19 protein-coding genes are annotated in these 24,387 nt (G+C 69.0%); 16 read left to right on the top strand and 3 right to left on the bottom strand.

The window, feature by feature from the left end:
• Nucleotides 1-189: 189 nt before the first annotated feature.
• The 12 genes from ACS5PM_RS28540 to ACS5PM_RS28485 all read left to right on the top strand — a co-directional run bounded on the left by ACS5PM_RS28540 (nt 190) and on the right by ACS5PM_RS28485 (nt 13,957).
• Entirely contained in the window at nt 190-4,503 is a 4,314-nt protein-coding gene (locus ACS5PM_RS28540) for an RHS repeat-associated core domain-containing protein (RefSeq protein WP_439391318.1), read from the top strand.
• Nucleotides 4,504-4,909: 406 nt separating this feature from the next.
• Nucleotides 4,910-5,356: a type II secretion system major pseudopilin GspG gene (gene gspG / locus ACS5PM_RS28535; RefSeq protein ID WP_439391392.1), complete on the top strand. Its 447-nt coding sequence runs from the start codon at nt 4,910-4,912 to the stop codon at nt 5,354-5,356.
• Nucleotides 5,357-5,371: 15 nt separating this feature from the next.
• Nucleotides 5,372-6,565, top strand: a complete 1,194-nt coding sequence (locus tag ACS5PM_RS28530; RefSeq protein ID WP_439391317.1) for a type II secretion system F family protein — start codon at nt 5,372-5,374, stop codon at nt 6,563-6,565.
• Nucleotides 6,562-8,220 carry a GspE/PulE family protein gene (locus ACS5PM_RS28525; RefSeq protein WP_439391316.1) on the top strand — a complete coding sequence of 553 codons (1,659 nt, stop codon included), beginning with the start codon at nt 6,562-6,564 and terminating at the stop codon, nt 8,218-8,220. The genes ACS5PM_RS28530 and ACS5PM_RS28525 overlap by 4 nt, the downstream gene beginning before the upstream one ends.
• Nucleotides 8,207-8,998 (top strand): hypothetical protein, encoded by a 792-nt coding sequence (locus ACS5PM_RS28520; RefSeq protein ID WP_439391315.1) that lies wholly within the window; start codon nt 8,207-8,209, stop codon nt 8,996-8,998. Before ACS5PM_RS28525 ends, ACS5PM_RS28520 begins: the two co-directional genes overlap by 14 nt.
• Complete coding sequence (locus ACS5PM_RS28515) at nt 8,995-9,516, top strand: PilN family protein (RefSeq protein WP_439391314.1); 522 nt, start codon at nt 8,995-8,997, stop codon at nt 9,514-9,516. The genes ACS5PM_RS28520 and ACS5PM_RS28515 overlap by 4 nt, the downstream gene beginning before the upstream one ends.
• A gap of 56 nt (nt 9,517-9,572) precedes the next feature.
• On the top strand, nt 9,573-10,061 hold the full coding sequence (locus ACS5PM_RS28510; RefSeq protein WP_439391313.1) for a hypothetical protein: 489 nt from the start codon (nt 9,573-9,575) through the stop codon (nt 10,059-10,061).
• A complete protein-coding gene (locus ACS5PM_RS28505; protein ID WP_439391312.1) occupies nt 10,058-10,624 on the top strand; it encodes a hypothetical protein in 567 nt (188 codons plus the stop codon). Before ACS5PM_RS28510 ends, ACS5PM_RS28505 begins: the two co-directional genes overlap by 4 nt.
• Nucleotides 10,625-10,674: 50 nt before the next feature.
• Complete coding sequence (locus ACS5PM_RS28500) at nt 10,675-12,657, top strand: secretin GspD/PilQ domain-containing protein (protein WP_439391310.1); 1,983 nt, start codon at nt 10,675-10,677, stop codon at nt 12,655-12,657.
• A gap of 30 nt (nt 12,658-12,687) precedes the next feature.
• The gene (locus tag ACS5PM_RS28495; RefSeq protein WP_439391309.1) at nt 12,688-13,155 is read left to right on the top strand and encodes a type II secretion system protein; all 468 of its coding nucleotides are present in this window, start codon (nt 12,688-12,690) and stop codon (nt 13,153-13,155) included.
• An 8-nt stretch (nt 13,156-13,163) separates the two neighbouring features.
• On the top strand, nt 13,164-13,541 hold the full coding sequence (locus ACS5PM_RS28490; protein ID WP_439391308.1) for a type II secretion system protein: 378 nt from the start codon (nt 13,164-13,166) through the stop codon (nt 13,539-13,541).
• 2 nt (nt 13,542-13,543) lie between these two features.
• Nucleotides 13,544-13,957 carry a type II secretion system protein gene (locus tag ACS5PM_RS28485; protein WP_439391307.1) on the top strand — a complete coding sequence of 138 codons (414 nt, stop codon included), beginning with the start codon at nt 13,544-13,546 and terminating at the stop codon, nt 13,955-13,957.
• 101 nt (nt 13,958-14,058) lie between these two features.
• Here ACS5PM_RS28485 and ACS5PM_RS28480 read toward each other — a convergent pair whose 3' ends face one another.
• From ACS5PM_RS28480 to ACS5PM_RS28470, 3 genes are all read right to left on the bottom strand, one after another.
• The gene (locus ACS5PM_RS28480) at nt 14,059-15,459 is read right to left on the bottom strand and encodes a sensor domain-containing diguanylate cyclase (protein ID WP_439391306.1); all 1,401 of its coding nucleotides are present in this window, start codon (nt 15,457-15,459) and stop codon (nt 14,059-14,061) included.
• Between the two features lie 125 nt (nt 15,460-15,584).
• On the bottom strand, nt 15,585-16,577 hold the full coding sequence (locus ACS5PM_RS28475) for an FAD:protein FMN transferase (protein ID WP_439391305.1): 993 nt from the start codon (nt 16,575-16,577) through the stop codon (nt 15,585-15,587).
• The gene (locus ACS5PM_RS28470) at nt 16,574-18,679 is read right to left on the bottom strand and encodes a 4Fe-4S binding protein (RefSeq protein ID WP_439391304.1); all 2,106 of its coding nucleotides are present in this window, start codon (nt 18,677-18,679) and stop codon (nt 16,574-16,576) included. Before ACS5PM_RS28470 ends, ACS5PM_RS28475 begins: the two co-directional genes overlap by 4 nt.
• Before the next feature lie 286 nt (nt 18,680-18,965).
• Here ACS5PM_RS28470 and pedF point away from each other — a divergent pair, with 286 nt between their 5' ends.
• The 4 genes from pedF to ACS5PM_RS28450 all read left to right on the top strand — a co-directional run bounded on the left by pedF (nt 18,966) and on the right by ACS5PM_RS28450 (nt 24,151).
• Entirely contained in the window at nt 18,966-19,445 is a 480-nt protein-coding gene (gene pedF, locus ACS5PM_RS28465; RefSeq protein ID WP_439391303.1) for a cytochrome c-550 PedF, read from the top strand.
• Nucleotides 19,429-20,340 (top strand): substrate-binding periplasmic protein, encoded by a 912-nt coding sequence (locus tag ACS5PM_RS28460; RefSeq protein ID WP_439391302.1) that lies wholly within the window; start codon nt 19,429-19,431, stop codon nt 20,338-20,340. Before pedF ends, ACS5PM_RS28460 begins: the two co-directional genes overlap by 17 nt.
• Before the next feature lie 98 nt (nt 20,341-20,438).
• Complete coding sequence (locus tag ACS5PM_RS28455; RefSeq protein ID WP_439391301.1) at nt 20,439-22,604, top strand: TonB-dependent receptor family protein; 2,166 nt, start codon at nt 20,439-20,441, stop codon at nt 22,602-22,604.
• Nucleotides 22,605-22,687: 83 nt separating this feature from the next.
• Nucleotides 22,688-24,151: a cytochrome b/b6 domain-containing protein gene (locus ACS5PM_RS28450; RefSeq protein WP_439391300.1), complete on the top strand. Its 1,464-nt coding sequence runs from the start codon at nt 22,688-22,690 to the stop codon at nt 24,149-24,151.
• Nucleotides 24,152-24,387: the final 236 nt, after the last annotated feature.

Genomic DNA, 24,387 nt, shown 5'->3' with positions numbered 1-24,387 from the left:
GAAGTTGAGCGGTATACCCATCGCCCGGGCGCTGTAGGTGCCCCGCCGTCGCCACTGTGCGGTCGTTCAATCACCCCCCGGTAAAGTTCTGCAACTCCAGCGAGGGCTGAGGTCAAGCGCTCCGGCCTCGGCGAGCGCTCCTGCGGCTTATCCACGTCAATTCGAATACGGTCGCCAGCAGGCGATCCGATGCCCCACGACCCCATGAACCCACGAGCCATTGCCACTGTAGGTGTGCTGTTTGCGATCACGCTGAGCGCGCTGAACGCAACTGCCCAGGAGCCGCCCCCCCAAGTGGTCCCCGTCAAAGGGGATCGGTTGCCGCCCGAACCGCCGCCGCCCAACCCGCCGCCGCTCGACCCGAATGCCCGCCCTGGGTTTTCGCCCACTCCTGCGTACCCAGATCCTTCTCGCCAGCCACCGACTTTCCAGGCGAACACCACAGGCGCCGGCGATGGCAAGAAGGAGTCGGGTGACAGCTGCTCCTCTGGCGTTCCGTCCACCACACCAGAATCCCCAAACCCTGTTGATCTGGCCACCGGCAATAAGCGCTTGCGGCAGACCGATTTCGTGCACGACTCGGCGCTGCCACTCGGCATGGGCCGACGCTATCGATCGGAAGACAAGTGGGATCGGGGGTTCATCTTCGGGACGAACTGGCAGTCGAGCGTGGACTATGCGCTGGACGTTGGCAGCGAGAGCATCACCAACAACCCCCTGAATTGGGACGACACCATCACGTTCTCGCTGCCCGGTGGCGACACCTTCGAGTTGTACAAGTGGGTGCCGCCCGGCGCCACGGCCTACTACTTCCTGCCCAGCGCATTGAGGGCAGGCGGCACACCCGGCAACTCGCAGGTCTACGCGATCAGGTCCTCCAGCAGTGCGATCGTGGTCTACGTTGGACGCATTGCCCACTACTTCTCGGCGTACACGCCTGCAGGCTCCAGCCGCCGTTTCCTGGTCAACAAGATCCAGGACAGTTACTCCACCACGGCGAGCCATACCTTCACGCGGGATGCACAAAGCGGCCGCCTGTCGACGCTGCGCAACGCGATGGGCGAGCAGCTCAGCTTCGTCTGGGGTGACGGCAAGCACGTCACCCAGGTCACCGCGCCGGACAACTCGCTGTGGAAGTACACGTATACCTCTGCGGGCATGCTGTCGTCGGTGCAGAGCCAGGTGGCCGGCTCCACTGAATGGAAATCGGCTTCGTCGTACAGCTACACCAGCTCTGCCGGCGCCCATCTGTTGACCGGCGCCAATGGGAAGTCGTACCAGTACGACAGTCTCGGCCGCGTCATCGTCAGCGACGTCGACGGCCTTGCCTACGGCACCGACTCGACCACATTGACCCATGGCGGCACCACGACCAAGTACACCTTTGCCGCCTCGTACGGGAGCAAGAACGTGGTGCGCACGGAGTACAGCGCGTCCCCCGGCTGTTCGGCCGCCACCGCGACGCAAAGCTACACGGATGGGCGCCTGACCAGCTCGACCGACCTGAACGGCGCCGTCACGAACTACGAGTTCGACAAGGACGGTCGTATCAAGGTGCGCACCGTCGCGCCCGGCACGGCGGCGCAGAGCAAGACCGTCTACACCTACGCGGGCGACCAGATCGAGTCCATCACGCAGTATGACGCCAAGGACGTAGCGCTGCAGCAGACGCTCTATACCTACACCAGCCCGGCCGGCGCGATGTTCAACAACCTGCCGGGTTCGATCACCGTCAAGGACCTCAAGCCCGGCGGCGCTGTGCGCACCGTCAGCTACGAGTACTCCCTCTTCCACCCCAACGGCGTTTCCAAGACCATCGTCACGAAGGAAACGTTGCCGTCGGGCACGGCCAGCACCACCGCCACTTACGACGACAAGGGGCGCCTGCTGACCGTCACCAACCCGCTGGGGCATGTCACCACCTACAGCGGCTACACCGCGATGGGGTTTCCTGGCTCGGTGAAGGACGCCAACGGCGTCACCACCACTCTGACCTACGACTTCCGCGGCAACACGCTCTCGGCCACCACGGCCAGCGTGGGCTGGGCCAAGAGCCAGTTCGACACGCAAGACCGCTTGCTGTCGACGTCCGACTCCACCGGGGCGCGCACGGACTTCACCTACAACGGCGACTTCCTGCTGAAGACCAAGAACGCCGCCGCGGAGGAGGCGCTGTTCACCAAGGATCTTCAGACCCACAAGTCGAAGTTCCACCGGAACACGCCCACCTACAGCAACGGCGCCGTCTCCGCGACCACGTGGCAGTCGGTGCGCGACGGCACCGTTCGCCCCGCATGGCTGCAGGCGAACCACGTGCCGCCAGACCAGTGGGACACCATTCCCGACTATGCCCTCGACTGGGTCGACGGAGTGCCGTTCTTCGAGGAGAACATGACCCTCGACGGGCTCTCCGGCAAGCCAGTCACGATCACCGGCAAGGCCGGCCAGACCACGACGTTCATGTACGACGGCGCGCGCAACGCCCGGGCCATCTCCACCGCGGACGGGCATGCCACGCAGATCGACTACGACATCCTGGGACGCGTGACCAAGACCCAGCACTGGCCCGACGGCAGTTCCACCATCAACGCCTACGACGCCGCAGGCCAGCTGGAGAGCTTCACCGACCCGCGCAGCCTGAAGACCAGCTACCTGTACAACGGCTTCGGCCAGGTCACCCAGCAGACCAGCCCGGACACGGGCGTGACGACGTTCGGCTACGACACCGTGGGCCGGCTCAGCTCCACCAAGTACGCCGACGGCCGCGAGGTCAAGCTCGGCCTGGACGCTGCCGGCCGCGTGACCTCGCGCACCAACGGCACTACGGCCGAGAGCCTCACCTACGACGAGGGCACTTACGGCAAGGGCCGGCTGACCAAGCTGGCCGGCACCGGCGGCAGCGTGGCCTTCGCCTACGAGGTGGGGGGCCGGCTGACCAAGCAGACCGTGACGGCGCTCAGCCAGTCGCTCGCCGTGAACTGGACGTATGACACCGTGGGCAAGCTCACCGGCATGAGCTACCCCGACGGCCAGACGCTGACCTTCCAGTACGACACCTACGGCCGGCTGAGCAAGGTGCTGGGCAACCCCGGCAACGGCTCGCTGGTGGTGGCCGACAGCATGCTCTACCAGCCGGCAACGGACCAGCGCTACGCCTGGCGCTTCGGCAACGGACTGCCGCGGATGTACACGCAGGACGTCGACCGCCGTCTCACCGCCCTGGGCGGCGGCGCGGTGCATGGGCTGCAATACGGCTTCACGCCCAAGCTGGACACGATCGCCAGCATCACCGACCAGGTCTACGGCGCGAGCCAGTCGTCCACGCTGGCCTACGACGACCAGGATCGCCTGGACACGGTGACGCGCAGCGGCGCCAATCAGAGCTTCACGCTGGACGCCAGCGGCAACCGCAAGACCCACACCGTCGGCGGTGTCACCTACACCTACACCACCGACCCGGCCTCCAACCGGCTGAAGACCGTGACCGGCGGAGGCACGACGCAGAACTTCATCTACGACACGGTGGGCAACCTCAAGCAACACGCGCCCAACGGCACCGCGCAGACCTACGACTACGACGCCTTCAACCGCCTGTCTCAGGCGAAGGTGGGCGGCACGGTGGTGGGCACCTACGGCTATGCGACGAACAACCAGCGGCTGTGGAAGACCACCTCGCTGGGTAACACCTTGTTCGTCTACGGCGCGGGCGGCGAGCTGCTGTACGAGCGCGGCCCGCAGGGCAACACGGCCTATGTGTGGCTGGGCGGCGAGATGATCGGCTTCATGCGCGGCGGTGCCTTCTACGCCAGCCACAACGACCACCTGGGCCGGCCCGAGGTGGTGACCAATGCTGCCGCCCAGGTCGTCTGGCGCGCATCGAACAACGCCTTCGGGCGCACCGTGGTGACCAACACCGTCGGCGGCCTCAACATCGGCTTCCCGGGGCAGTACTTCGATGCCGAGAGCGGGCTTTGGTACAACTGGAATCGGTACTACGATCCGAATACGGGGCGGTATACCCAGAGCGATCCGATTGGGTTGGCGGGTGGCGTCAACACCTATGCCTACGTGGATGGAAGCCCAATCGGCGCTGTCGACCCGAACGGCCTAGAAAAGATAATCCTCCTCAAGCCCACTGATTCAAACTACGCCGCTGCACAAGCGGCGCCAGATACACCTGGCTTGCTGACGATCATTTCGCACGGCAGTCAGACTACTGTCAGCCAGATGAATGCATCGCGCCTTGCTACACTTATTCGAGAAAGTGGCAAATGGGCGCCGGGAATGCCAATCAAGCTTGATGCATGCAGGACAGGCAGAGGGAAGACAAACATTGCCATGGACCTAAGCCGACAACTTGATGTCCCGGTAACAGCCCCTAATGGTCAATCCTCTTCGTTTGGCTCCTTCGATACCGGTGTTTGGAATATGTTGAGCATCCCTGGGACCTCGCTTGGCATTGGTGTGACGCCCGGCATGTGGATTACCTACGACTTGAGATAAGAGTGATGCTTGCCAGGAAGTCTCTGATCGCGATTTGTCTTGTGCTTTTGGCCATCCTGTTCGGTTCAGTCGCCATGATTCGTGACCGAGGATGCTGCGAAAAGACGGACCCTGAAGTTCAAGCGCTGATGGCCTCCGCGGACCGCGGTGACGTGGAGGCTATTCGCGCGCTTTACAAGCGCGCCGCGTCCGACGGCGTCGAGGCGATGTCGGAGCACTGGGCACTCACCGGCGCGCTAGCGGGGGATCGGGAAATGCGCTTGGAATACGTTCACATGTTCCGAACTCGAATGGATTCGAGTCGGCAGCAGAAGGTGTTGGCGTCCATACAAGAGAGGTCCAACATGCCAGGGGTACCTTGCCTGCTTGCCGAGTTGAATGGGGTGGCCACCTCGGCGTCTGCGCAGTGCAGTTAACTTCAATCAGAGCGCAACCGCGCACCGCGGGCTTCACTCTGCTCGAACTGCTGGTCGTCATGGTCATCATTGGCCTGCTGGCGAGTTACGTTGCGCCGCGCTTCTTCCAGCAGGTGGGCAAGAGCGAGGTGAAGGCCGCGCGCGCCCAGCTTGACGCCTTCGACAAGGCCTTGGCCACGTACCGCCTGGACGCAGGACGCTATCCCAGCACGGAACAAGGCCTCAAATCCCTCGTCGAGCGCCCGGCCGACGAACCGAAATGGTCGGGCCCCTACCTCGCGAAGGCGCTTCCCCTCGACCCCTGGGGCCACCCGTACCTCTACCGCCGACCGGGCGACGCGGGACACGACTTCGAACTGCTGAGCTACGGCAAGGACGGCCAGCGGGGCGGTTCGGATGAGAACGCCGACCTCAGCGTCTGGGATTCCGGGCGTTGAGCGCGCCGCGGCGGTATGCGCATCAAACTGGAAGTCGTGCGCGGGCGCGGCGCGCCGCAAGCGATCGAGCTCGACGCGGCGAGCCTCGACGACGCGCGGCAGCGGGCCACGCAGCAAGGCTACTCCGTGCTGACGCTGCGTCCGGCAGCTTTCGGCCTGGAGCAGGTGTTCGACGTGGGGGCGACGCGCTCGTCCTTCGATGTGCTCGTGTTCGTCGAGCAGTTGCGGGACTTGCTCCAAGCGGGCCTGAGCCTCATCGAAGGGCTGGACACGTTGGGCCAGGCCGCGAAGGCCCCGCAGCGCCCAGTGCTGCAGGCCCTCACCGATCGCCTGCGCGGCGGCGCGCGCCTGTCCGACGCGCTGTCTGCCGATGCGCGCTTCCCGGCGCTGCTGGTGGCGCTGGTGCGCGCCTCCGAGCTGACCTCCGACCTGCCGCAGGCGTTCACCCGCTTCCTTGAACACGAGCAGCGCGTGGCCGAACTGCGGCATCGCATCACGTCGGTGGCGATCTACCCGCTGCTACTTTCCGGCGTGGGCACGGCTGTGTTGCTCTTCTTGCTGCTGTACGTGATGCCGCGCTTTGCGCGCGTGTTCGAGGGCATGGGCGGCGAGCTGCCGTGGTCGGCCCGCGCGATGGTGTGGTGGGCCGGGTGGCTGGGTGCGCACGGCGCATGGCTGGTTGCTGCTGCGGGCGTGGCGGTGGCGGCCATCGTTGCCGCGGCCATCACGCCGTCGTTCCGGGGCCGCATGCTGCAGCGCCTGCTGCGGTGGGCACCGTTGCGGGCCCGGCTGCGCACCTACTTCCTCGCGCGCTGGTACCGCGCCACGGGCATGCTGGTGTCCGGCGGCATCCCGCTGCCCGAGGCGCTCTCGCTCTCCAACGGCCTGCTGCCCCAAGGGCTGCGGGACGGTGGCAGCGCCACCGAGCGGGCGCTGCGCGACGGCCTGGCGCCGGCTGACGCCCACGTGCGCGCCGGCATGGTCACGCCGGTGGCCGAGCAGCTGATGCGCGCCGGCGAGCGCACCGGCGACATGGGTGGCGTACTCACGCGCATCGCGCAGTTCCACGACGCTGAAGTGGCGCGTTCGCTGGAGCGCGGCATGCGCGCGCTGGAGCCCATCGTCATGGTTTTGATCGGGGTGGGCGTCGGCACGGTGGTGGTGCTGATGTACCTGCCGATCTTCGAGCTGGCGGCGGCCATTCAATGACCGGCACGCTCGCACAGCGCATCGCCGCCATCCGCTCGCAGGGCGAAGCCGACGTGCTGCCGGCGCTCCTGGCCACGGCGGATGACGCCCAGGCGCTGGTGGACGAGCTGGGCGCGCTGCTGCAATTGCCGGTGCAGCGCATGCAGACGCTGCTTGGATGGGAGCCACGCTTCGAGCAACTGCCCTTCACCGAATGCGCGCGCCGCCGCTGCGCCTTGCTGCATGACGCGGCATCCAGGCCGCAACTGGTGATCACGGACCCCTTCGACAACGACACCGTGGCCTGGGCGCGCAGCCGCTTCGGATCACTCGATGTATCGCTGGTGAGCGTGGGCACCCTCGACGCCTGGCTGGCGCACTGCGAGAGCAGCCTGACCGCGTTGGGCAGCCTGGCCATGGGCTCCGAGGCGGGCGGCGCCGCGGTCGTCTCGGCCAGCGCGGAAGTGCTCAGCCTGCGCGACATCGGCAACGACGAAAGCCCGGCCGTGCGCTTCGTCAACTCCACGCTGTATGACGCGCTGAAGTCCGGCGCGTCGGACATCCACCTCGAAAGCGACCCCACCGGCCTGAACGTCAAGTTCCGCCTGGATGGCGTGCTCACCGCGATGCGCCGGATCGAAAGCGCCGAGCTGGCCGCCCAGGCCATCAGCCGCGTCAAGGTGATGGCCCAGCTGGACATCGCGGAGCGCCGTGTGCCACAGGACGGCCGCCTGCAGATCAGCTACTCCGGCCGTTCGATCGATGTGCGCGTGTCCATCATGCCCAGCATCCACGGCGAGGATGCCGTGCTGCGGGTGCTCGACCGCCAGCACCTGGCCCAGAGCCTGGCCGGGCTGACGCTGGCCAAGCTGGGCTTCGACGACGCATCGGCCGAGGCGCTTCGGCAGCTGTGCCGCAAGCCGCACGGCATGCTGCTGGTGACCGGGCCCACGGGCTCCGGCAAGACGACCACGCTCTATGCGGCGATCGCCGAGACGCACCAGTCGCGCGACAAGATCATCACCATCGAGGACCCGGTGGAGTACCAGTTGCCCGGGGTGCTGCAGATCCCGGTCAACGAGCGCAAGGGGCTGACCTTCGCGCGGGGCCTGCGCTCCATCCTGCGCCATGACCCGGACAAGATCCTCGTGGGCGAGATCCGCGATGCAGAGACGGCGCAGATCGCCGTGCAGTCGGCGCTGACCGGCCACCTCGTCTTCACCACCGTGCACGCGAACACGGTGTTCGACGTGGTGGGGCGGTTCGAGCAGTTCGGCATCGATGCCTACACCTTCGCATCCGCCATCAACGGTGTGCTCGCGCAGCGGCTGCTGCGCCGCGTGTGCCCGCACTGCGCGGTGCCGATGGACGTGACCGGCCATGCAACGGACGCGGACCTGCGCGCCGCGCTGCAACGGCTGGCCGGGACGCCGCGGCTGATGCAGGCGCGCGGCTGCGAGCAGTGCCGCGGCACGGGCTACGCGGGCCGCTTTGCGCTCGGCGAGCTGTTGCCGCTCAATGCCGCCCTCAAGGGCCTCGTGGCCGCGCGCGCGCCGCAGGCCCAGATCCAGGCCGAGGCCGAGCGCGCCGGCTGGCGCAGCCTGCGTGCGCTCGCAATCGATGCCGCCTTGCGGGGCCACACGACACTGGAGGAGGTGGACCGTGTGGCCGCTTGAGTTCGGTACCAGGCGCCGGCGCGGCGTGTTGCGCATCGGCCGCGAGCGTGCCGAGTATTGGGCCTGCTCTGCGGCCGGGCTGGAGCTGCGCGGCCACCACGTGCTGAGCGCGAAGCCGGGCACCGAGGCGTTGCTTGAAGCCGAGCTGCACGCCTGGCTGGAGACGATCGACAGTGAGGCGCGAGGCAAGCCGCTGGACCTGGTGCTCGAATCGGCCTGGTTGCCGGTGCTGCTGCTCGAGCTGGGCCGCAGCCTGTGGTCTCGCGCCCAGGTGGAGAACCTGCTGAGGCACCGGCTCGCCGCGCTCTACGCGAACCCGGGCGAATCCGCCAGTGGATGGCAGCTGCAGCTCGACCATCGGGTGGGCGATCCCCAGGCCATCGGCTACGGGCTTGCACCGTCGGTCAGCCAAGCGGTGCTGGGCGCGATGGCTGCTGCGGGCCTGCGTGCTGCGTCGCTGCAGCCGGCCTTTGCGTGGGGGTGGCAGCGCTTCGAGCGGCGTCGTCGAGGCCTGCGCCATGGGTGGTGGACATGGGTCGAGCAGGACCGCGCGATGGTGTGCCGAATGGAGCACGGCCGCATCACCGCGATGAACGCTGGAGCTGCCATGCCGAGCGACGACGAAGAGGCTATCCGCCTCGTGGCCATCGAGGCCGCCCGGATGGGCATCGAGGGGCCGGACGGTGCGGCTGTCACAGCAGGCTGGAACGAGCTGGTGGCGTCGGGTGCACACAGTCCGACACCTCGATCACCAGGGCGGACGGAGGTGGCTGCGTGAGTGCGCCCACCATCGATTTCCTGGGCCGCCAACGCACTGCCTGGCTCGGCTGGATCCTGCTGGGCGCGGGCCTTGCGGCGCTCGCGGCCTCGCTGTGGCTCGGCCAGCGATGGACCGGGCAGCGCGCGCAGCGCGATGCGGAGGTGCGCTCGCGGCAGGAAGCCGCCGAGCAGGCGCAGCGCGCGGCGCTGAGGCCAGTGGCACTCTCCCCGGACGAGCGCCGGCTGCAGCACATCGCACCCCGGCTGCGGCAGCCCTGGCTGCCTGCGTTGCGCCTGATCGAGAACGTCACCGAGCCACCCGTGTACCTGCTGGCGTTGTCGGTCGATCCTGCTTCCGGCGGGCTGCGGATCGACGGCGAGGCTCCCACGTTCGAAGACGCCCTGTCCTATGTGCGATCCCTCGACGAGCCCGGCTTGCTCGGACCAGCCGCCTTGCGTTCGCATGAGCAGGCGACCGACCCGGCGGGGCGCAGCGTGGTGCGCTTCAGCATCTTGACGCGGTGGGCTTCGCCATGATTCGGCCGGCGAGGATCGCGTTCGGGCGCCTTCATCACTGCCTCGGTGCAGCGGGCATGGGTGGCCTGGTCTTGATCACGGCGGCGCTCGTCAGTGGTGGGCTGGCCTGGCGTGCCCATCAGCGCTGGGAGCGCGAGGCACCCGCGAGTGCCCCGCCGATCGCCACCGCGCAGGCGTTGCGAGCCGAGCTGCCCGCACCGCATCCCCTGCCGCCAACGAGCGACGTGCCGCTACTGCTCGCCCGCATGCAGCGCGCGGCGGTGCAGCAGGGCCTCGGGTGGCCGGCGGCGGACTACCGCCTCAACCCCGCCACCGAGGAGACGCCGGCCAGCCTCGACGTGCGTTGTGCCCTCACGGGCCCGTACCCGAGCATCCGGCGCTTCGTGACCGTGCTACTGCGGGACAACGCTACGCTGACGCTGCGCGAGTTCAGCCTGAGCCGGGCCAGCGCCGAGACGGCGGATGTCGAGGCGAAGCTGGGCATCGTCGTCTACCTGGCGTCGGGCACGGCGGGGCCGGTTGCAACCGGGGCCGCAACGCCATGAAGCAGCGCCGCCTCGCCGTGCTGCTCGCGATTCTGCTGGCGCTGCTGGTCCTGCGCTGGTGGGTTCCGCCGGAGGGTGATGTCGCGCCCGAGGTGGCCGCGGCCATCGTGCGGCCCGTGCCTCTCGCGATGGCTCCGTCCCCAGTGCCGGCGAGTGCCGACGCGGTTGCGATCCCCGACGACCTCTCGGCAGGGACGCGGGCTACCGACTCCGACGATCCGCGCAATGCCTTCGCGGTTCGCATGCCTCCGCCTGCCCCAGCCGCTCCGGCAGTCGCCGCGGCGCCCGCGGCCCAGCCCTTCATCGAGCCGCTCCCGCCGCCGCCCCCGCCGCCGCCGTACCAGGTCATCGGCAGCTGGCGCGACGAGCAGGGCGCCAGCGTGTTCCTGGCGGGGCCGCGCGGCGTGCTGCAGGGCCGCGTCGGCGACGTGCTCGGTGACGAGTACCGCATCGCGCAGATCGAGCCGCAGCAGGTGCTGCTGCATCACCTCGCCACCCGCCGCGAGGTTCCGCTGGCCGTCCCCCCGGGGTCCGGCCCGTCCTTCCTGATTCCATCGAAGTAGCCGTGCCCAGCCGAATCCCATCCTTGCGACGCTTGCGCCGATGCCTCGCGTTGACTGCCGTCGCCACGAGCCTTGGCGGCTGCGCCGGGTACCAGGCTTTCCGCGAGGGGCGCGCCGATCTCGCCGAAGGCAAGGTGGAAGCTGGCCTCACCAAGCTCAGGCAGGCGACCGACCAGAGCCCGCAGAACCTGGAGTACCGCAGCAGCTACTTCACTGAACGCGAGGCTGCGCTGAACCGGCTGTTCCGCCAGGCTGAGTTGGCCATCGATGCCGGGAACTTCGACGCCGCGCGCCAGGCCTATGCCGCGGCCATGAAGATCGACCCGGCCAATGCGCGAGCCTCCGCTGGATTGACGCGCGTCGAGGCTGCGCAGCGTCACTGGACGGCGCTGGACGCCAGCCTGGTGCTTGCGCGCAAGGGAGACGTGGACGCGGCCATCGCGAAGGTGCAGGAGGTGCTGTCCGAGAACCCTAACCACCCGCGAGGCAACGCCTCGCTCAGGCAACTGATGCGGCAGCAGGCCGACAGGACCGGGCGGGAATTCGGCATCTACCCGAAGCTGAAGGAGGGCTACCGCAAGCCGGTGTCGCTGAGCTTCACGGGGGCCAGCCTGCAGCAGGTGTTCGAGGCGCTGAAGCAGGCGTCCGGACTGAACTACATGTTCGACAAGGACGTTCGCACGGACCAGCGTGTCACCTTGTCGGTGACGAACAAGCCGGTGGAGGACATCCTGCGCCTGCTGCTGGCAACCAACCAGCTCGAGCGCCGTGTGCTCGACGAGGACACGCTGCTCATCTACCCGAACACGCAGGCCAAGGCCGCGGAGTACCGCGAGATGGTCGTGCGCACGTTCTACTTGAGCAATGCAGACGCCGCCAAGGTGGCCAACACCGTGCGGGCGATCGCCAAGGCCAGGGACGTGGTCGTCGACGAGAAGCTCAACCTTCTCGTCGTGCGCGACAGTGCCGAAATCGTCCGCCTTGCCGAGAAACTCGTCGCGGCGCAGGACGTCGCCGAGCCCGAGGTGATGCTGGAGTTGGAGGTGCTGGAGGTCAGTGTCAGCCGGCTGCTGGACATGGGCATCAGCTGGCCCACGTCGGCGTCTGCCAGTGTCGTGGGCGCGGGCGGCGTGGCGGGGCAGCTCACGCTGGACGAGCTCCGCAACCGCAACTCGAGCATGGTTCGGCTGAACGTGAGTGATCCGGCGATTGCGGCGCAGTTGCGCAGCCAGAAGGGCGACGCCCATCTGCTGGCCAATCCCCGGGTGCGCGTGCGCAGCAAGCAGTCGGCCAAGATCCTGATCGGCGAGCGGGTGCCGGTGTTCACGACGACGGCCACCGCCAACGTCGGTACGTCGGAATCCGTGAACTACCTCGACGTGGGCCTGAAGCTCGACATCGAGCCGACCGTGTCGATCGACGATGAGGTCGGCATGAAGCTGGCGCTGGAAGTGTCGAACATCCTCGAGACGATCACGCGCACGAGCGGAACCCGGGCCTACCGGCTGGGCACGCGCAACACATCGACGACGTTGAGGGTGCACGACGGCGAGACGAACATCCTCGCGGGCCTCATCCAGCGCGACGAACGGCGCTCCAACACCGGCGTGCCAGGCTTGAATGAGGTGCCGCTGGTGAGCAAGCTCTTCGGCGCGGCGCAGGACAGCGACATGCGCACGGAGATCGTGCTGCTGGTGACGCCGCACATCGTGCGCAACGTCGAACTGCCGGGGGTGGGGTTGCAGGAGTTCCTGGCAGGCACCGACGCATCGGTGGGCGCCGCGCCCATCCAGCTCGGCACGCCTGCAGCGGCTGGCGTATCCGGTGCATCTCCCGTGGCGCCGGGCGTGCCGGCGGCCCCTGGCTGGCCGGTGCCGGGCATGGCGCCACCGACTGAACAGCCGGTGGTGCAGCCGCCCGTTTTCACTCCTCCACCGATGATCCCGACGTCGCCGGGAGCGCCTTCCAGCGAGGCCCCCAAGGAGCCGCCCAGGAACGGTGCGGGCGTACCGACCAAGGCGGACGGGAGCTAAAGCGCGATGGGCTGGCCCGGCACCCGGATCATGGCTGGACGAGGTTTCTCGCTCGTCGAGCTGTTGGCCGTCATCGCCATCATGTCCGTTCTTGCCGGCATCGCCATGCCGCTGGCGGAGCTGTCGCATCAGCGCGCGAAGGAGGAGGAGCTCAGGCGTGCGCTGCGTGAGATCCGCTCGGCGCTGGACGCCTACAAGCGCATGGTCGATGCCGGCCTGATCGCCAGGCCGGCGGGCGGCTCCGGGTATCCGCCGAACCTGCAGGTGCTGGTGGATGGTGTCGTCAACGCGCAGGTGCCGCAGGGCAGCAAGCTGTACTTCCTGCGGCGCATCCCGCGCGACCCCTTCGCCGACCGCGCCGCCAATGATGCGCAGACCTGGGGACTGCGCAGCTACGAAAGCCCGCCGGACAACCCAAAGCCCGGCCGCGACGTGTTCGACGTCTACTCCATGGCATCGGGCAAGGGCCTGGACGGCAGGGCGTACAGGCAGTGGTGAGGATTTCCATGACGGGCCGGCAAGGCGGGTTCACGCTGATCGAGCTGCTGGTGGTGATGGCCATCCTGGCCACGCTGCTGACGCTGGCCGCGCCGCGCTACTTTGCGTCGGTCGAACGCTCGAAGGAGGTGGCGCTGCGCACGGATCTGCGGATGCTGCGCGAGGCCATCGACAAGCATCGAGCCGACACCGGGCGCCTGCCGGAGAGCCTGGAGCAGCTCGCTCAGGCGCGCTACCTGCGAACGGTTCCCGTGGACCCGCTCACCGACAGAGCGGACACCTGGGTCGTGGTGCCGGCGCCGGACGGCGTGACAGCGGGCGTCTACGACGTGCGTAGCGGCGCTCCCGGAGTCGCACGCGACGGCACGGCCTTTGGCAGCTGGTAGCGATGGGAGCGCAGCGCGGATTCACCTACCTGGGCCTGCTGCTGGCCATTGCGCTGCTCGGCATCGGGATGGTGGCTGCATCGGAGGTCTGGGTGACGACCGCCCGGCGTCAGCGCATGGAACAACTAGAGTGGGTCGGGCAGCAGTACGTGCAGGCGATCGGCAGTTACTACGAGAACTCCCCTGGTCAAGTTAAAACGTATCCGACGGCGTTGGAGGACTTGCTGGAGGACAGACGGTTCGCGTTCACGCGAAGGCACCTTCGTCAGTTCTATGCGAATCCGTTCAGCGGTGTGGCGGATTGGGAGCTGGTCCGGGCGGCAGGCGGGGGGATTCGGGGCGTGCGCGTCGCGGTACCGGATACCGTAGGCCGCAACTCTGCCTATGAGTTCAGCCATACGCCGCTGGCGCGGTGAGAACGCGGAGTTGCCGTGGCCGCGCACGCCCTGGTAGGGAGCGGCACTGCGCGCGCTCGAGGGGCAGCTCCTGCGGAGCGCCTGTTCGAAGTCGGGCCGGATCAGGCGGCGAGGGTGTTCAAGCCGGCATCCGCCGACAGGCGGCGAGCCACGCGGTTGCGGCCGGCGGCCTTGGCTTCATAGAGCGCGCTGTCGGCCGCGGCGATGGCCTCGTCCGGCTGCGTGCCGGGGTGCGGCCACAGGGTGACGGCACCGATGCTCACCGTGACCGGCGTGCCGTTTTGCGCGGCATTCGCGGCGACCGCGGTGCGCACCTGCTCGGCCACGCGCAGCGCGCCCGGGGCGTCGGTGCAGGGCAGCAGGACCGCGAACTCTTCGCCGCCGAAGCGTGCCGCCAGGTCCGCCGGCCGGCCGACGCATCGCCCGACGCAACGCGCCACCGTGCACAGGCAGGTGTCGCCGGCCAGATGGCCGTGGGTGTCGTTGAAGTGCTTGAAGTGGTCCACATCCACCAACAGCAGCGACAGTGGCCGCTGCTCGCGCGCGTTGCGCAGCAGCTCGGATCGCAGCGCGAGATCGAAGTGCCGGCGGTTGAAAAGGCCCGTCAGGCCGTCCCGCTCGGCGAGGTCCCTAAGGGTGTCGTTGGCGGCGGCAAGCTGGCCGTACAGGCGCAGCGTCTGCGTCAGCAGCGTGACGAGGACGAGGCAGGAAGCCAGCAGGCCGTACAGCCGGCCGGCGTAGAAGCCGAGGTCGAAGCGGCCGGCGTTGAACACGGCGCTCAGGCCGATGTCGAACACCCACGCGCACATCGAGACGAAGAGCCACAGGTCGAGCACCGAACGGCCACGGTGGCGCCACATCGTGGCCGCAGCCACCGCGCTGGTCGACCAGACCATCGTCACCACGGTGAGCATCGACGGCGTGTAGTGGTGGCCATCCATGATCGCCGGCAACCAGCGCTCGCCCGCGGTGGTGAGCAGGGTGAAGGCGGCCACCAGCAAGGCGGCAGCCGCTGCGGTCAGCGCGACGACCACGTCGGTGCGCCACGCAAGTCCCGCCCGATCCTGGCCGAGCAGCACATAGCCGATGACAGCGGTCGGAAAGGCGCCGTGCCAGAGCATGTAGAGCCAGGCGGTGGTCTGCGTCCCCGCCCCCAGCAGGCCGTTGGCGGCGAACAGGCCGGGGAAGCTCAGGGCGTGGACCAGCGCGACCAGGCCAGTGAAGAGATAGGCGCCGCCGAGCAGCAGCAGCGCGCGCGTGCGCATCAACCCGAACAGCCCGAGGAGCAGCACGGCCGTGAGGGCGTCGTTGATGGCCAGCGCCGACTGGTAGACGGCGACGAAGACCGGCTGGGGCGCGAGCGGGGTTTTCGCGTAGGGCGCGGCCGCCGCGAAGGCCAGCGTGGACAGCAGCACGACCGCCAGGGCGAGCCGTTGCTCGGCCGCCGTGGGGACGGCATTGGACAGCAGGACCGGGACGCTTCTCGAGGCCTGATCGGGCATGTACGCACCACCCGTCGCACTGTTCTCGCTGCTCCCTGGACGTCAAAAGCTTAGCGCGTTCCTCCTGCGAGGTGCGGCTGTTACAGCCGCGGGTTGTTCCCTAGAGGCCGTCCCCCGGGCGCCCCTCAGGACGCGAGGTTCCAGCCCGCCGTGGCGCCTTGGTGGCCGTGCTTGTCGACCCACAACACGTCGACCTGCCAGCGCTGGGCGAGTTCGGCCACGTGAGCCGGCCCCGCGACGAACATCACCTTGGTCAGGGCATCGGCCAGGGCACCGCTGCGCGCGGCCACCGTGACGCTGGCGAAGCCCGGAGGCGAGTAGCCGCTGGCCGGGTCGAAGATGTGGTGGTGGCGGTGATCGGACGAGAAGCTGCTGGGCTCGTCGGCGGAGGTGGCCACGCAGCGGCCATCGGCCAGCACCCGGGCCATGAGCGCGTGCTCGTCGCGCGGGTCGACCAGGCCGAGTCTCCAGGGCGTCGCCTCGGCGTTGTGGCCCATGGGCGCCAGTTCGCCGGTGTCGATGAGGGCGTGGCGGACGTCGTGGGCGCGCAGCACGTCGCGCACCCTGTCGCAGGCATAGCCCTGGGCCACGCCGTTGAGCGTGATGCCCATGCCCGGGCGGCCGAAGCGGACCCGGCCTGGCTCGATGTTCACGGCGCGCCAGTCGACCTTTTCCCGGGCTGCCGCGACCTCGGCGGCCCGCGGCAGGCGGCCCTCGTGGCGGGCGGCGTCGAACAGCTCCCACAGCGGCTGCACCGTGGCGTCGAAGGCGCCGCCGCTCTGGCGCGCCACCCATTGGGCCAGGCGCAGCACGGCCAGCAGGTCGCCCGGGGGATCGCGCAGCTCGCCGTCGCGGTTCAGGCGCGAGAGCGCGCTGCCCGGGTCGAACAGGCTCATCTGCGATTCGATCAGCCGCACGGCCGCCACGCTGGCGTCGAGGGCGCGCTCCAGCTGGGCTTCATCCTCGCCGCCGGCACGCATCGACAGCATGGTGCCGAAGCCCAGCCAGTCACGCCGTCGCCACACAAGCGGCGCGGAAGGGGAGGGAGCTGCTTGCAAAGAGGTGGCGCTCATCAGTCCTTGCCCCATGGCGGCGTACAGCACTTGCCGTCGTTTCATGGCGTGGGCTCCATAGGTACGGGGCGGAGGATGAAGACCCGTCGATCGTCCCGCCCCTGGGCGATCAAGGGCGCGCAGCGGCGCGGGTCGGCATGGATGGCCACGCAGTCCAGGCACTGGAAGCACTCGGCATAGTCGACGCGGCCGCGCGGGTCGATGGCCTGGTAGGCGCAGCGATGGCGGCAGGTCTGGCATGGCGTGCCGCACTCGGCGCGGCGGGCGATCCAGTCCCAGCGGCGCAGCCGGCCGAGCAGGGCCAGTCCGGCGCCCAGCGGGCAGAGGTAGCGGCAATAGGCCTTGTAGACGAACGCGCTGGCCAGCACGAGGCCTGCGGCCCAGAGGACGAAGGGCCAGGCGCGACCGAAGCCCAGCGTGATGGCGGTCTTGAACGGTTCGACCTCGACCAGCGTATCGGTCGGGCCGCCCGGCATCAGCGCGCTGCCCAGCAGGACCGCCAGCACCACGTACTTCAGGCCTTTGAGCGCGCGATCGGTCTTGCGGTGCAAACGCCAGCGCGGCAGGCGCAAGGCAGACGCGGCCTGCGCGACCAGTTCCTGCAGCGCGCCGAAGGGACACAGCCACCCGCAGAAAGTACCGCGCCCCCAGACGAGCAGCGTCAGCAGGACGACGCCCCACAGCACCAGCGTCACCGGGTCATAGAGGAAGAACTCGAGCGAGCGGCCGGCGCGGACGGCCTGAACCAGGGCCGTCAGGTTGACGATGGACAGCTGCCCCTGGGCGAACCAGCCGATGAAGGCCAGCGTGAAGACGGCGAAGCCATTGCGAAACCACGCCAGTCGCCGAGCGTCGGCCACCAGCCACGAGGGGCGCGCCAGTACGATCGCCAGTGCCGCCAGCGCGAAGCCGAGGACTGCCAGTTCGGTCGCCCGCGAGGCCCAGATCCCGCGCCAGGACTTGGCATCGCCGGTCGCCGGTTCGACATGGTCCGAAGGCACGCTGTAGGCCAGCGCAAAGTCGCGGCTGACCCTTTCGGGATAGACGATGCCCTTGCTGCGGGTCACCCGGAAGCCGAAGCTCAGCGGCTGGGAAGGGTCCAGCCCGGCCGGTCCGATGACCCGGAACACCTTGGACTCGGCGCCAGCCAGCTCGGGGGGAAGCGCGAGCGGGTCGTCGAGATCGAGGTCGCGCAGCTCCAGCGGCAACTCCCCCTGGCGCAGGGTGAGCCGATCGGGCACGGCGCCGCGCACGAAGCTTTCGCCGACGAAGCTGTCGGCGCCGCGGGCAACGACGAGAAGGGCATGGTCACCGTTGTCGAGCCGGCTTTGCAGATGGGCCCAGCCGCCGTCGCCGAGCAGGCTCAGGCCGGCGCTCGGCACGCCCAGGTGGGCCAGCCAGAATTCCATGTAGGGGCCGTCGCCGGAGACGCCCTGGCCTTCGACCGCCGTGCCCGCGAACGCTCGCTCGACCTCATCGCGGCTGAGGGTCACGTGCTGCACCAGGCCCATGCGCTGCAGAGCTGCCCAGTCCAGGCGTTGTGGCGGACCCGTCCGCAGGTGCGCGACCAGCTCGGGATCGCGCCCGGCCGCATAGCCGAGCCGGGCGCGCGCGACTTTCAGCGAGGCGGCCAGCAGGCTCTGGTTGAGGATGCGCACGGAAGCCGTTGCCTTGGCCACGCCGTCGATGGTCGCGGTGGCGCTGGTCTGGCGCGCGGCCCGCGTCTGTTCGCTGCCGACCTTGATGCTCTGCTTGAGCGACAGGCCGCGGTACTGCTGGACGAAGCGCATCAGTGGTGCCTCGCCCAGCCCGTCGAGGAACACCGGCTCGTGCTGCGACAGCACCCGGACGTCCAGGAAGCTGCCCTGCGCGTCGAGCGCCACGAGCAGGTTGATCGGCGTGCCGGAGAAGCCGGGCACCGGCGCCAGGTCGATCGACTCGAAGACATAGGCCACGAGCACCGTGGCGGTGGCCTCCTGCTTGAACAGGGGCCAGACGGGCAGGGCGGCATCGCGCTCGCCCAGGATCAGAGGCGACGGGAAGAGCTCCTGCAGGCGCTCGCGCGTCATCACCCCGGCCTGCGCCTGGCTGCTCAGCCAGGCGAACACGAAGGCAGCCACCAGCATGGCCCTGCAGCGGTGTGTCATGGAGGCACTGGCGGTGCGCATGGGGCGGAATGAACGCAATGGCCGTGCCTGGCCTGGAGGCGGCCGCCACGGCTTCGGACACCGGGTTTGCGACGTCGCCGCCTGTGCGCGGATGCGACGGCACGCTCCACCCTGGGTGTCACAGGCGTCACCTTGTCTTGATATGGGACAGGCCGATGCATGTTTTCCCTGAGCCAGCCCGGTACGAGGCCGGGGAACGCAAAGGTGGCATACCCATTGCAGTCGGCACGCCCCAAGCCCATCCACTTGACCCAGGAGTTCCGACATGAGGAGACAAGCAATGCGAGCGGCCAGCCTGGCCGCCGGCCTGCTCGCCTGCACCTTGGCCATGGCCCACGGAGACGTGACGCCCCAGGCCGTGGACACCCACGAGCTGCCCACCCTCGGCGAGGCTTGGCGTGAGCTCAACCCGTTCCGCGACCAGGGCAATCCTCGCGAGACCGCCGTGCGCATCGGCACCTCGGCCTTCAACCAGAACTGCGCCCGCTGCCATGGGCTGGAGGCCATCTCCGGCGGCATCGCGCCCGACCTGCGCCGCCTGGACAACGACTGCGTCTCATTGAAGGACGAAAAGAAGCGCAACGCCTGCGTGACGGAGAACGACCAGTACTTCCTCACCACGGTGCGCAACGGCCGCTCTCGCAACGGCGCCGTCTACATGCCCCCCTTCGAGGGCACGCTGAACCAGGAAGCGATGTGGGCCATCAAGTCTTACCTGGAGACCCGGCGTGAGAAGCCGATGTGATGCCCCAGGCAGCTCCAGCTCGGCCGGGCTGCTCGACCGGAACATCGGCCCGGAGCCGAGGGCGGTCTCGCGCCGGCGCTGGCTGGCAGCGGCCGCCGGCGCGTGTGTCTGGCCGGCAGCGGCCCGGGCGCAAGGCAGCGGCGGACGGCTCGATCGCATCCGCGAGCGCGGCAGCCTGGTCGTCGGCCTTTACCACGAGATGCCGCCCTTCCACGTCGACGGGCGCGGCATCGACGTCGAGCTCGGCCGCCTGCTGGCCCAGGAGATGGGGCTGAAGTTCAGCGCGCTGCCTTTCCAGGCGGGCGAGAACATGAACGACGACCTGCGCAACATGGTCTGGAAGGGCCACTACCTGGGCTGGGGCCCGGCCGACGTGCTGCTCCACGTGCCGCTGGACCGTCAGCTGACGCAGGCCAATCCGCAGGTGCAGGTGGTCGCGCCGTACTACCGCGAACGGGTGGTGCTGGCGCTCGACAAGAGCAAGCTGAGCCGGGCCGACAGCCTGGCCGACCTGCAGGGCCTGGCGGTGGCGGTCGCGGGCCAGTCCCTGCCGGGCTGGCTGCTCGCCGGGGCGGAGGGCGGCGTCCTGAAAGACCGCCTCACCACCGCCTTCCCGGACGGCGCCGCGGCGGCCAAGGCCTTGCTCGAGGGCAAGGCCGACGCCGCTTCGGGCCTGGCATCCGAGCTCGAGGCGGTGCTGGCCGGCGATCCGCGCTTCGTGCTTCAGCCCTTGCCCTCGCCCCGCGCCCCTCGCGACGGCTGGGCCGTCGGCTGCGCCGTGAGGCAGGACGCCGGCGAACTCGCGGCGGCATTGCAACAGGCCATGCAAACCCTGCAGGCAAGCGGGCGCTTGCAGGCTATCTTCGCTGCCGAGCATGTGAGCTGGCACCTCTGAGCACTCCAGGGCGGGGCCATCGCTCAGTCCGCCCCCGCGGGGGTTTAAGCAGGCCGGCCAAGCCGGTCTGCCCCGGGGCCGCGCAGGCGGCCGACAGCATGAACAATCGACCCGCCTCTTTCCTCGCTTCCTCCCTCCGGGCCTTGCTGCCCGCCTTGTTGCCGGTAGCCGCAGGTGCCCAGCAGGCGGCCTCGCCGACGCCCACGCCTGCGCCGGACGCCGAGACGCAAAGCGTCGTGGTCATCGGCACGCGCCTGTCGGAGCGGCCCTTCGACGTGCCGGCCTCGGTCGATCGCCTGCAGGCCGACCAGATCCGCGACACGCGGCTGCAAGCCAACATCGCCGAGAGCCTGGGCGGCGTGCCGGGCCTGCTCGCACGAGACCGGCAGAACTACGCGCAGGACGTGCAGGTCTCGGTGCGAGGCTTCGGCGCGCGTTCGACCTTCGGCATCCGCGGCGTGCGGCTTTACGTCGACGGCATCCCCGCCACGCTGCCCGATGGCCAGGGCCAGGTCTCGCACGTCGACCTGAGCAGCGCCCAGCGCATAGAGATCCTGCGCGGCCCGTTCTCGGCCCTGTACGGCAACTCCTCGGGCGGCGTGATCGAAGTGACCAGCGCCGAGGGCAGCGGCCCGCCCACGCTGGACTTCGGCTACGCCGCCGGCAGCGACCAGGCGCTGCGCGCCAACCTGCAGCTGCAGGGCGCAGCGGGAGAGTTCGGCTACCTTGCCGACGTGAGCCACTTCGAGACCGACGGCTATCGGGTGCACAGCGCGGTCCGGCGCGAAATCGGCAACCTCAAGTTCACCTGGCAACCGGCAGGCGGCGGCAGCAAGCTCACGGTCGTCGCCAACAGCGTGGACACGCCTGAAGCCCAGGATCCGCTGGGGCTGACCCGTGCCCAGTTCGATGCCGACCCGCGCAGCGTCGATCCGGTGGCGCTCGCCTTCAACACCCGCAAGTCCTTCGACCAGACCCAGCTCGGCGCCACCTACGAGCAGTCGCTCGGGGCGAGCCAGCGCCTGCAGTTGATGGCCTACGGCGGCAGCCGCCACACCGAGCAGTTCCAGGCCATCCCGGTCGGGCCGCAGGGCAGCCCGACCCACCCCGGTGGCGTGATCGACCTGGCACGTGACTACAGCGGCGCCGACCTGCGCTGGACGCTGGACCAGCGCTTCGCGTTGATGCCTTATGCGGTCGTTGCCGGCGTCTCCTTCGACGGGCTGGACGAGCATCGCCGCGGCTACGAGAACTTCATCGGCGACACCCTCGGCGTCAAGGGCGGCCTGAGGCGGGACGAGGACAACCGCAGCACCGCCTTCGACCAGTACGTCCAGGCCACGGTCAGGCCGCGGGCCGACTGGCGCTTCGACGCAGGCGTGCGCCACAGCGTGGTCAAGGTCAGAAGCCGCGACCACTACATCGTCGGCCCGAACGGGGACGACAGCGGCAGCACCGATTTCAGCGCCACCACGCCGGTCGCCTCGGTGATGTACCTGGCCAGCGAGACGCTGCACGTCTACCTCTCCGCCGGCCGCGGCTTCGAGACGCCGACGCTCAACGAGCTGGCCTACCGCAGCGACGGCTCGGCCGGCCTCAACACCAACCTCAAGGCCGCCCGCAGCGACAACCTCGAGTTCGGGGTGAAGTGGAAGCCGGCGGAAGGCCAGGCCCTGAACGCGGCGCTGTTCATGGTGCGGACGACCGACGAGATCGTCACCCAGACCAACCTGGGCGGCCGCGCGAGCTTCCAGAACGCGGGCAAGACCCGGCGCGACGGGCTGGAGATCGGCTGGTCCGCCAAGCTCGCGAGCGACTGGAAGGCCCAGGCCTCGCTGACCTGGCTGGATGCCCAGTACGATGAGAGCTTCACCACCTGCGCCGCGCCCCCCTGCAACACGCCGACGCTCGTCATCCCCGCGGGGAACCGGCTGCCCGGCGTGGCCAGGACCTCCGGCTACGCCGCCTTGCGCTGGGCGCCGCCGGAAGGCTGGCAGGCGGGCGTGGAGGTCCGGGCCCTGAGCGACGTGAAGGTGAACGACCTGAACAGCGACGCCGCGGCCGGTTTCGGCATGGCCAGCGCGAGCGTCGGCTACCGCGTGCAGCGCGGGCCGTGGGCCTTCAATGGCTTCGTGCGGGCGGACAACCTCTTCGACCGGAACTATGCGGGCTCGGTGATCGTCAATGAAGGCAACGGCCGCTTCTTTGAACCGGCGCCGGGGCGCACCTGGCTGGCCGGCTTCAACGCGAGCTACAGTTTCTGATCGCCCCCAGGGCCGGGCTGCGCCCAGCCCGCCCCCGCGGGGGTTCAAGCAAAGTGGTCCCACGGCCTCGAGGAGTTGCCTTCATGGATGAGCGGTCTGCCCGTTACGACCGGGTCGCGATGATCCTGCACTGGGCCATCGGCCTGGCCCTGCTGGCGCAGATCGTGTTCGGCTTCCTGCTGGACGACCTGGCGCCCAAGGGCACGCCGGCGCGAGGGCAGGTGGTCAACCTGCACAAATCCTTCGGGCTCGTGCTGCTGGCGCTGATCGCGCTGCGCCTGGCGTGGCGCCTCGCGCATCGTCCGCCCCCGTGGCCCGCCGGCATGGCGCAGCGCGCTCGCCGCGCCGCGCTGTGGGGCCACCGGGCCCTGTACGCCTGCATGCTGCTCATGCCGCTGTCGGGCTACATCGCCTCGAACTTCAGCCAGCACGGCGTGAAGTTCTTCGGCATCGCACTCAAGCCGTGGGGGCCCAACCTGCCGGGTGTCTACAACTTCTTCAACGGCATGCACGTGGCCCTGGGCTGGGCCTTCAGCGCGCTGATCGCGGGGCATGTGGCCTTCGCGCTGCTGCACCTGATCGTGCGTCGCGACGGCCTGTTCCAGCGCATGTGGCCGGCGGCCCTGGCGGCCGGCCTCGTGGTCGTCGCCGGCAATGCGCAGGCGGCCCCCTTCGCCTACGTGCCCAACGAAGGCTCGGGCACGCTGAGCATCATCGACATCGCCACCGACCAGGTCGTGGCCGAGGTCGCTGCCGGCAAGAAGCCCCGCGGCACCGTGATCTCCAAGGACGGCCTGCGCGCCTACGTCAGCGACCAGCCGAACAACCGGCTGGTGATCGTGGACCTGGTCAAGCGCCAGGCCAGCGGCGAGGTGGCGCTGGGCGAGTCGCCCGAGGGCGTGGGCCTGTCCCCGGACGGGCGCCTGGCTGCGGTGGCCATCGAGGAGAGCAACGACGTCGCCTTCGTCGACACGGCGACCAACACCAAGGCCTTCGTCGTGCCGGTGACCGGCAAGAACCCTGAGCACGTGGTGTTCTCGCCCGACGGCAAGCTGCTGTTCGTCAGTGCGGAGGAGGGCGAGGCGGTCAACGTGATCGACGTCGCCAAGCGGCAGGACGTGGCCCGCATCGCGGTCGGGGCGCGGCCGCGCGGCATCGGCTTCTCGCCCGACGGCTCCAGGGCCTACGTGGCCGCCGAGAACTCCGACGAGCTCTACGTCATCGACACCCGCACCCTGCAGGTGGCCAACAAGGCCAAGGTCGGCTCGCGCAGCAACGGCGTGACCGTCCATCCCAACGGCAAGTGGATCTTTGTCTCCAACGGCGGCGCGGCCTCGGTGTCGGTCATCGACTCGACGACGCTGGCCACCGTGGCCACGGTGCCCGTGGGCGAGCGCCCCTGGAACATGGCGTTGTCGCCCGACGGCGCCAAGCTCTACGTGGCCTGCGGCCGCTCGGGCACCGTCGCCGTGGTCGATGCCCTGAAGCACATCAAGCTGGCCGAGATTCGCGTGGGCAAGTTGCCGTGGGGTGTGGCAATCCGCTGAGCTGATAGCTCAGCGGATGGCCGTTGGCCGCATGCTGGGCTCCCCCGAGCCCCCTCCAAGCGGGGGCTCCAGCCTGCAATGGGCTCCCTCCAGCCTCCCTCCGAGAGGGAGGCTCCAGCATGAGTGACGAGTTGCCAGCGCCCTTCGTCGGTCTGGCTGGTGGCGTTCTCGCGGAGGAGGGCTGGGAGGTGTTGACGACCTGACGGGAGCCCCCGCTTGGAGGCGGGCTTTCGGGG

The organism is Ideonella flava (genome assembly GCF_051857595.1).
Lineage (GTDB): Bacteria > Pseudomonadota > Gammaproteobacteria > Burkholderiales > Burkholderiaceae_C > Ideonella.
This window is presented reverse-complemented; position numbering and strand designations above follow the sequence as displayed.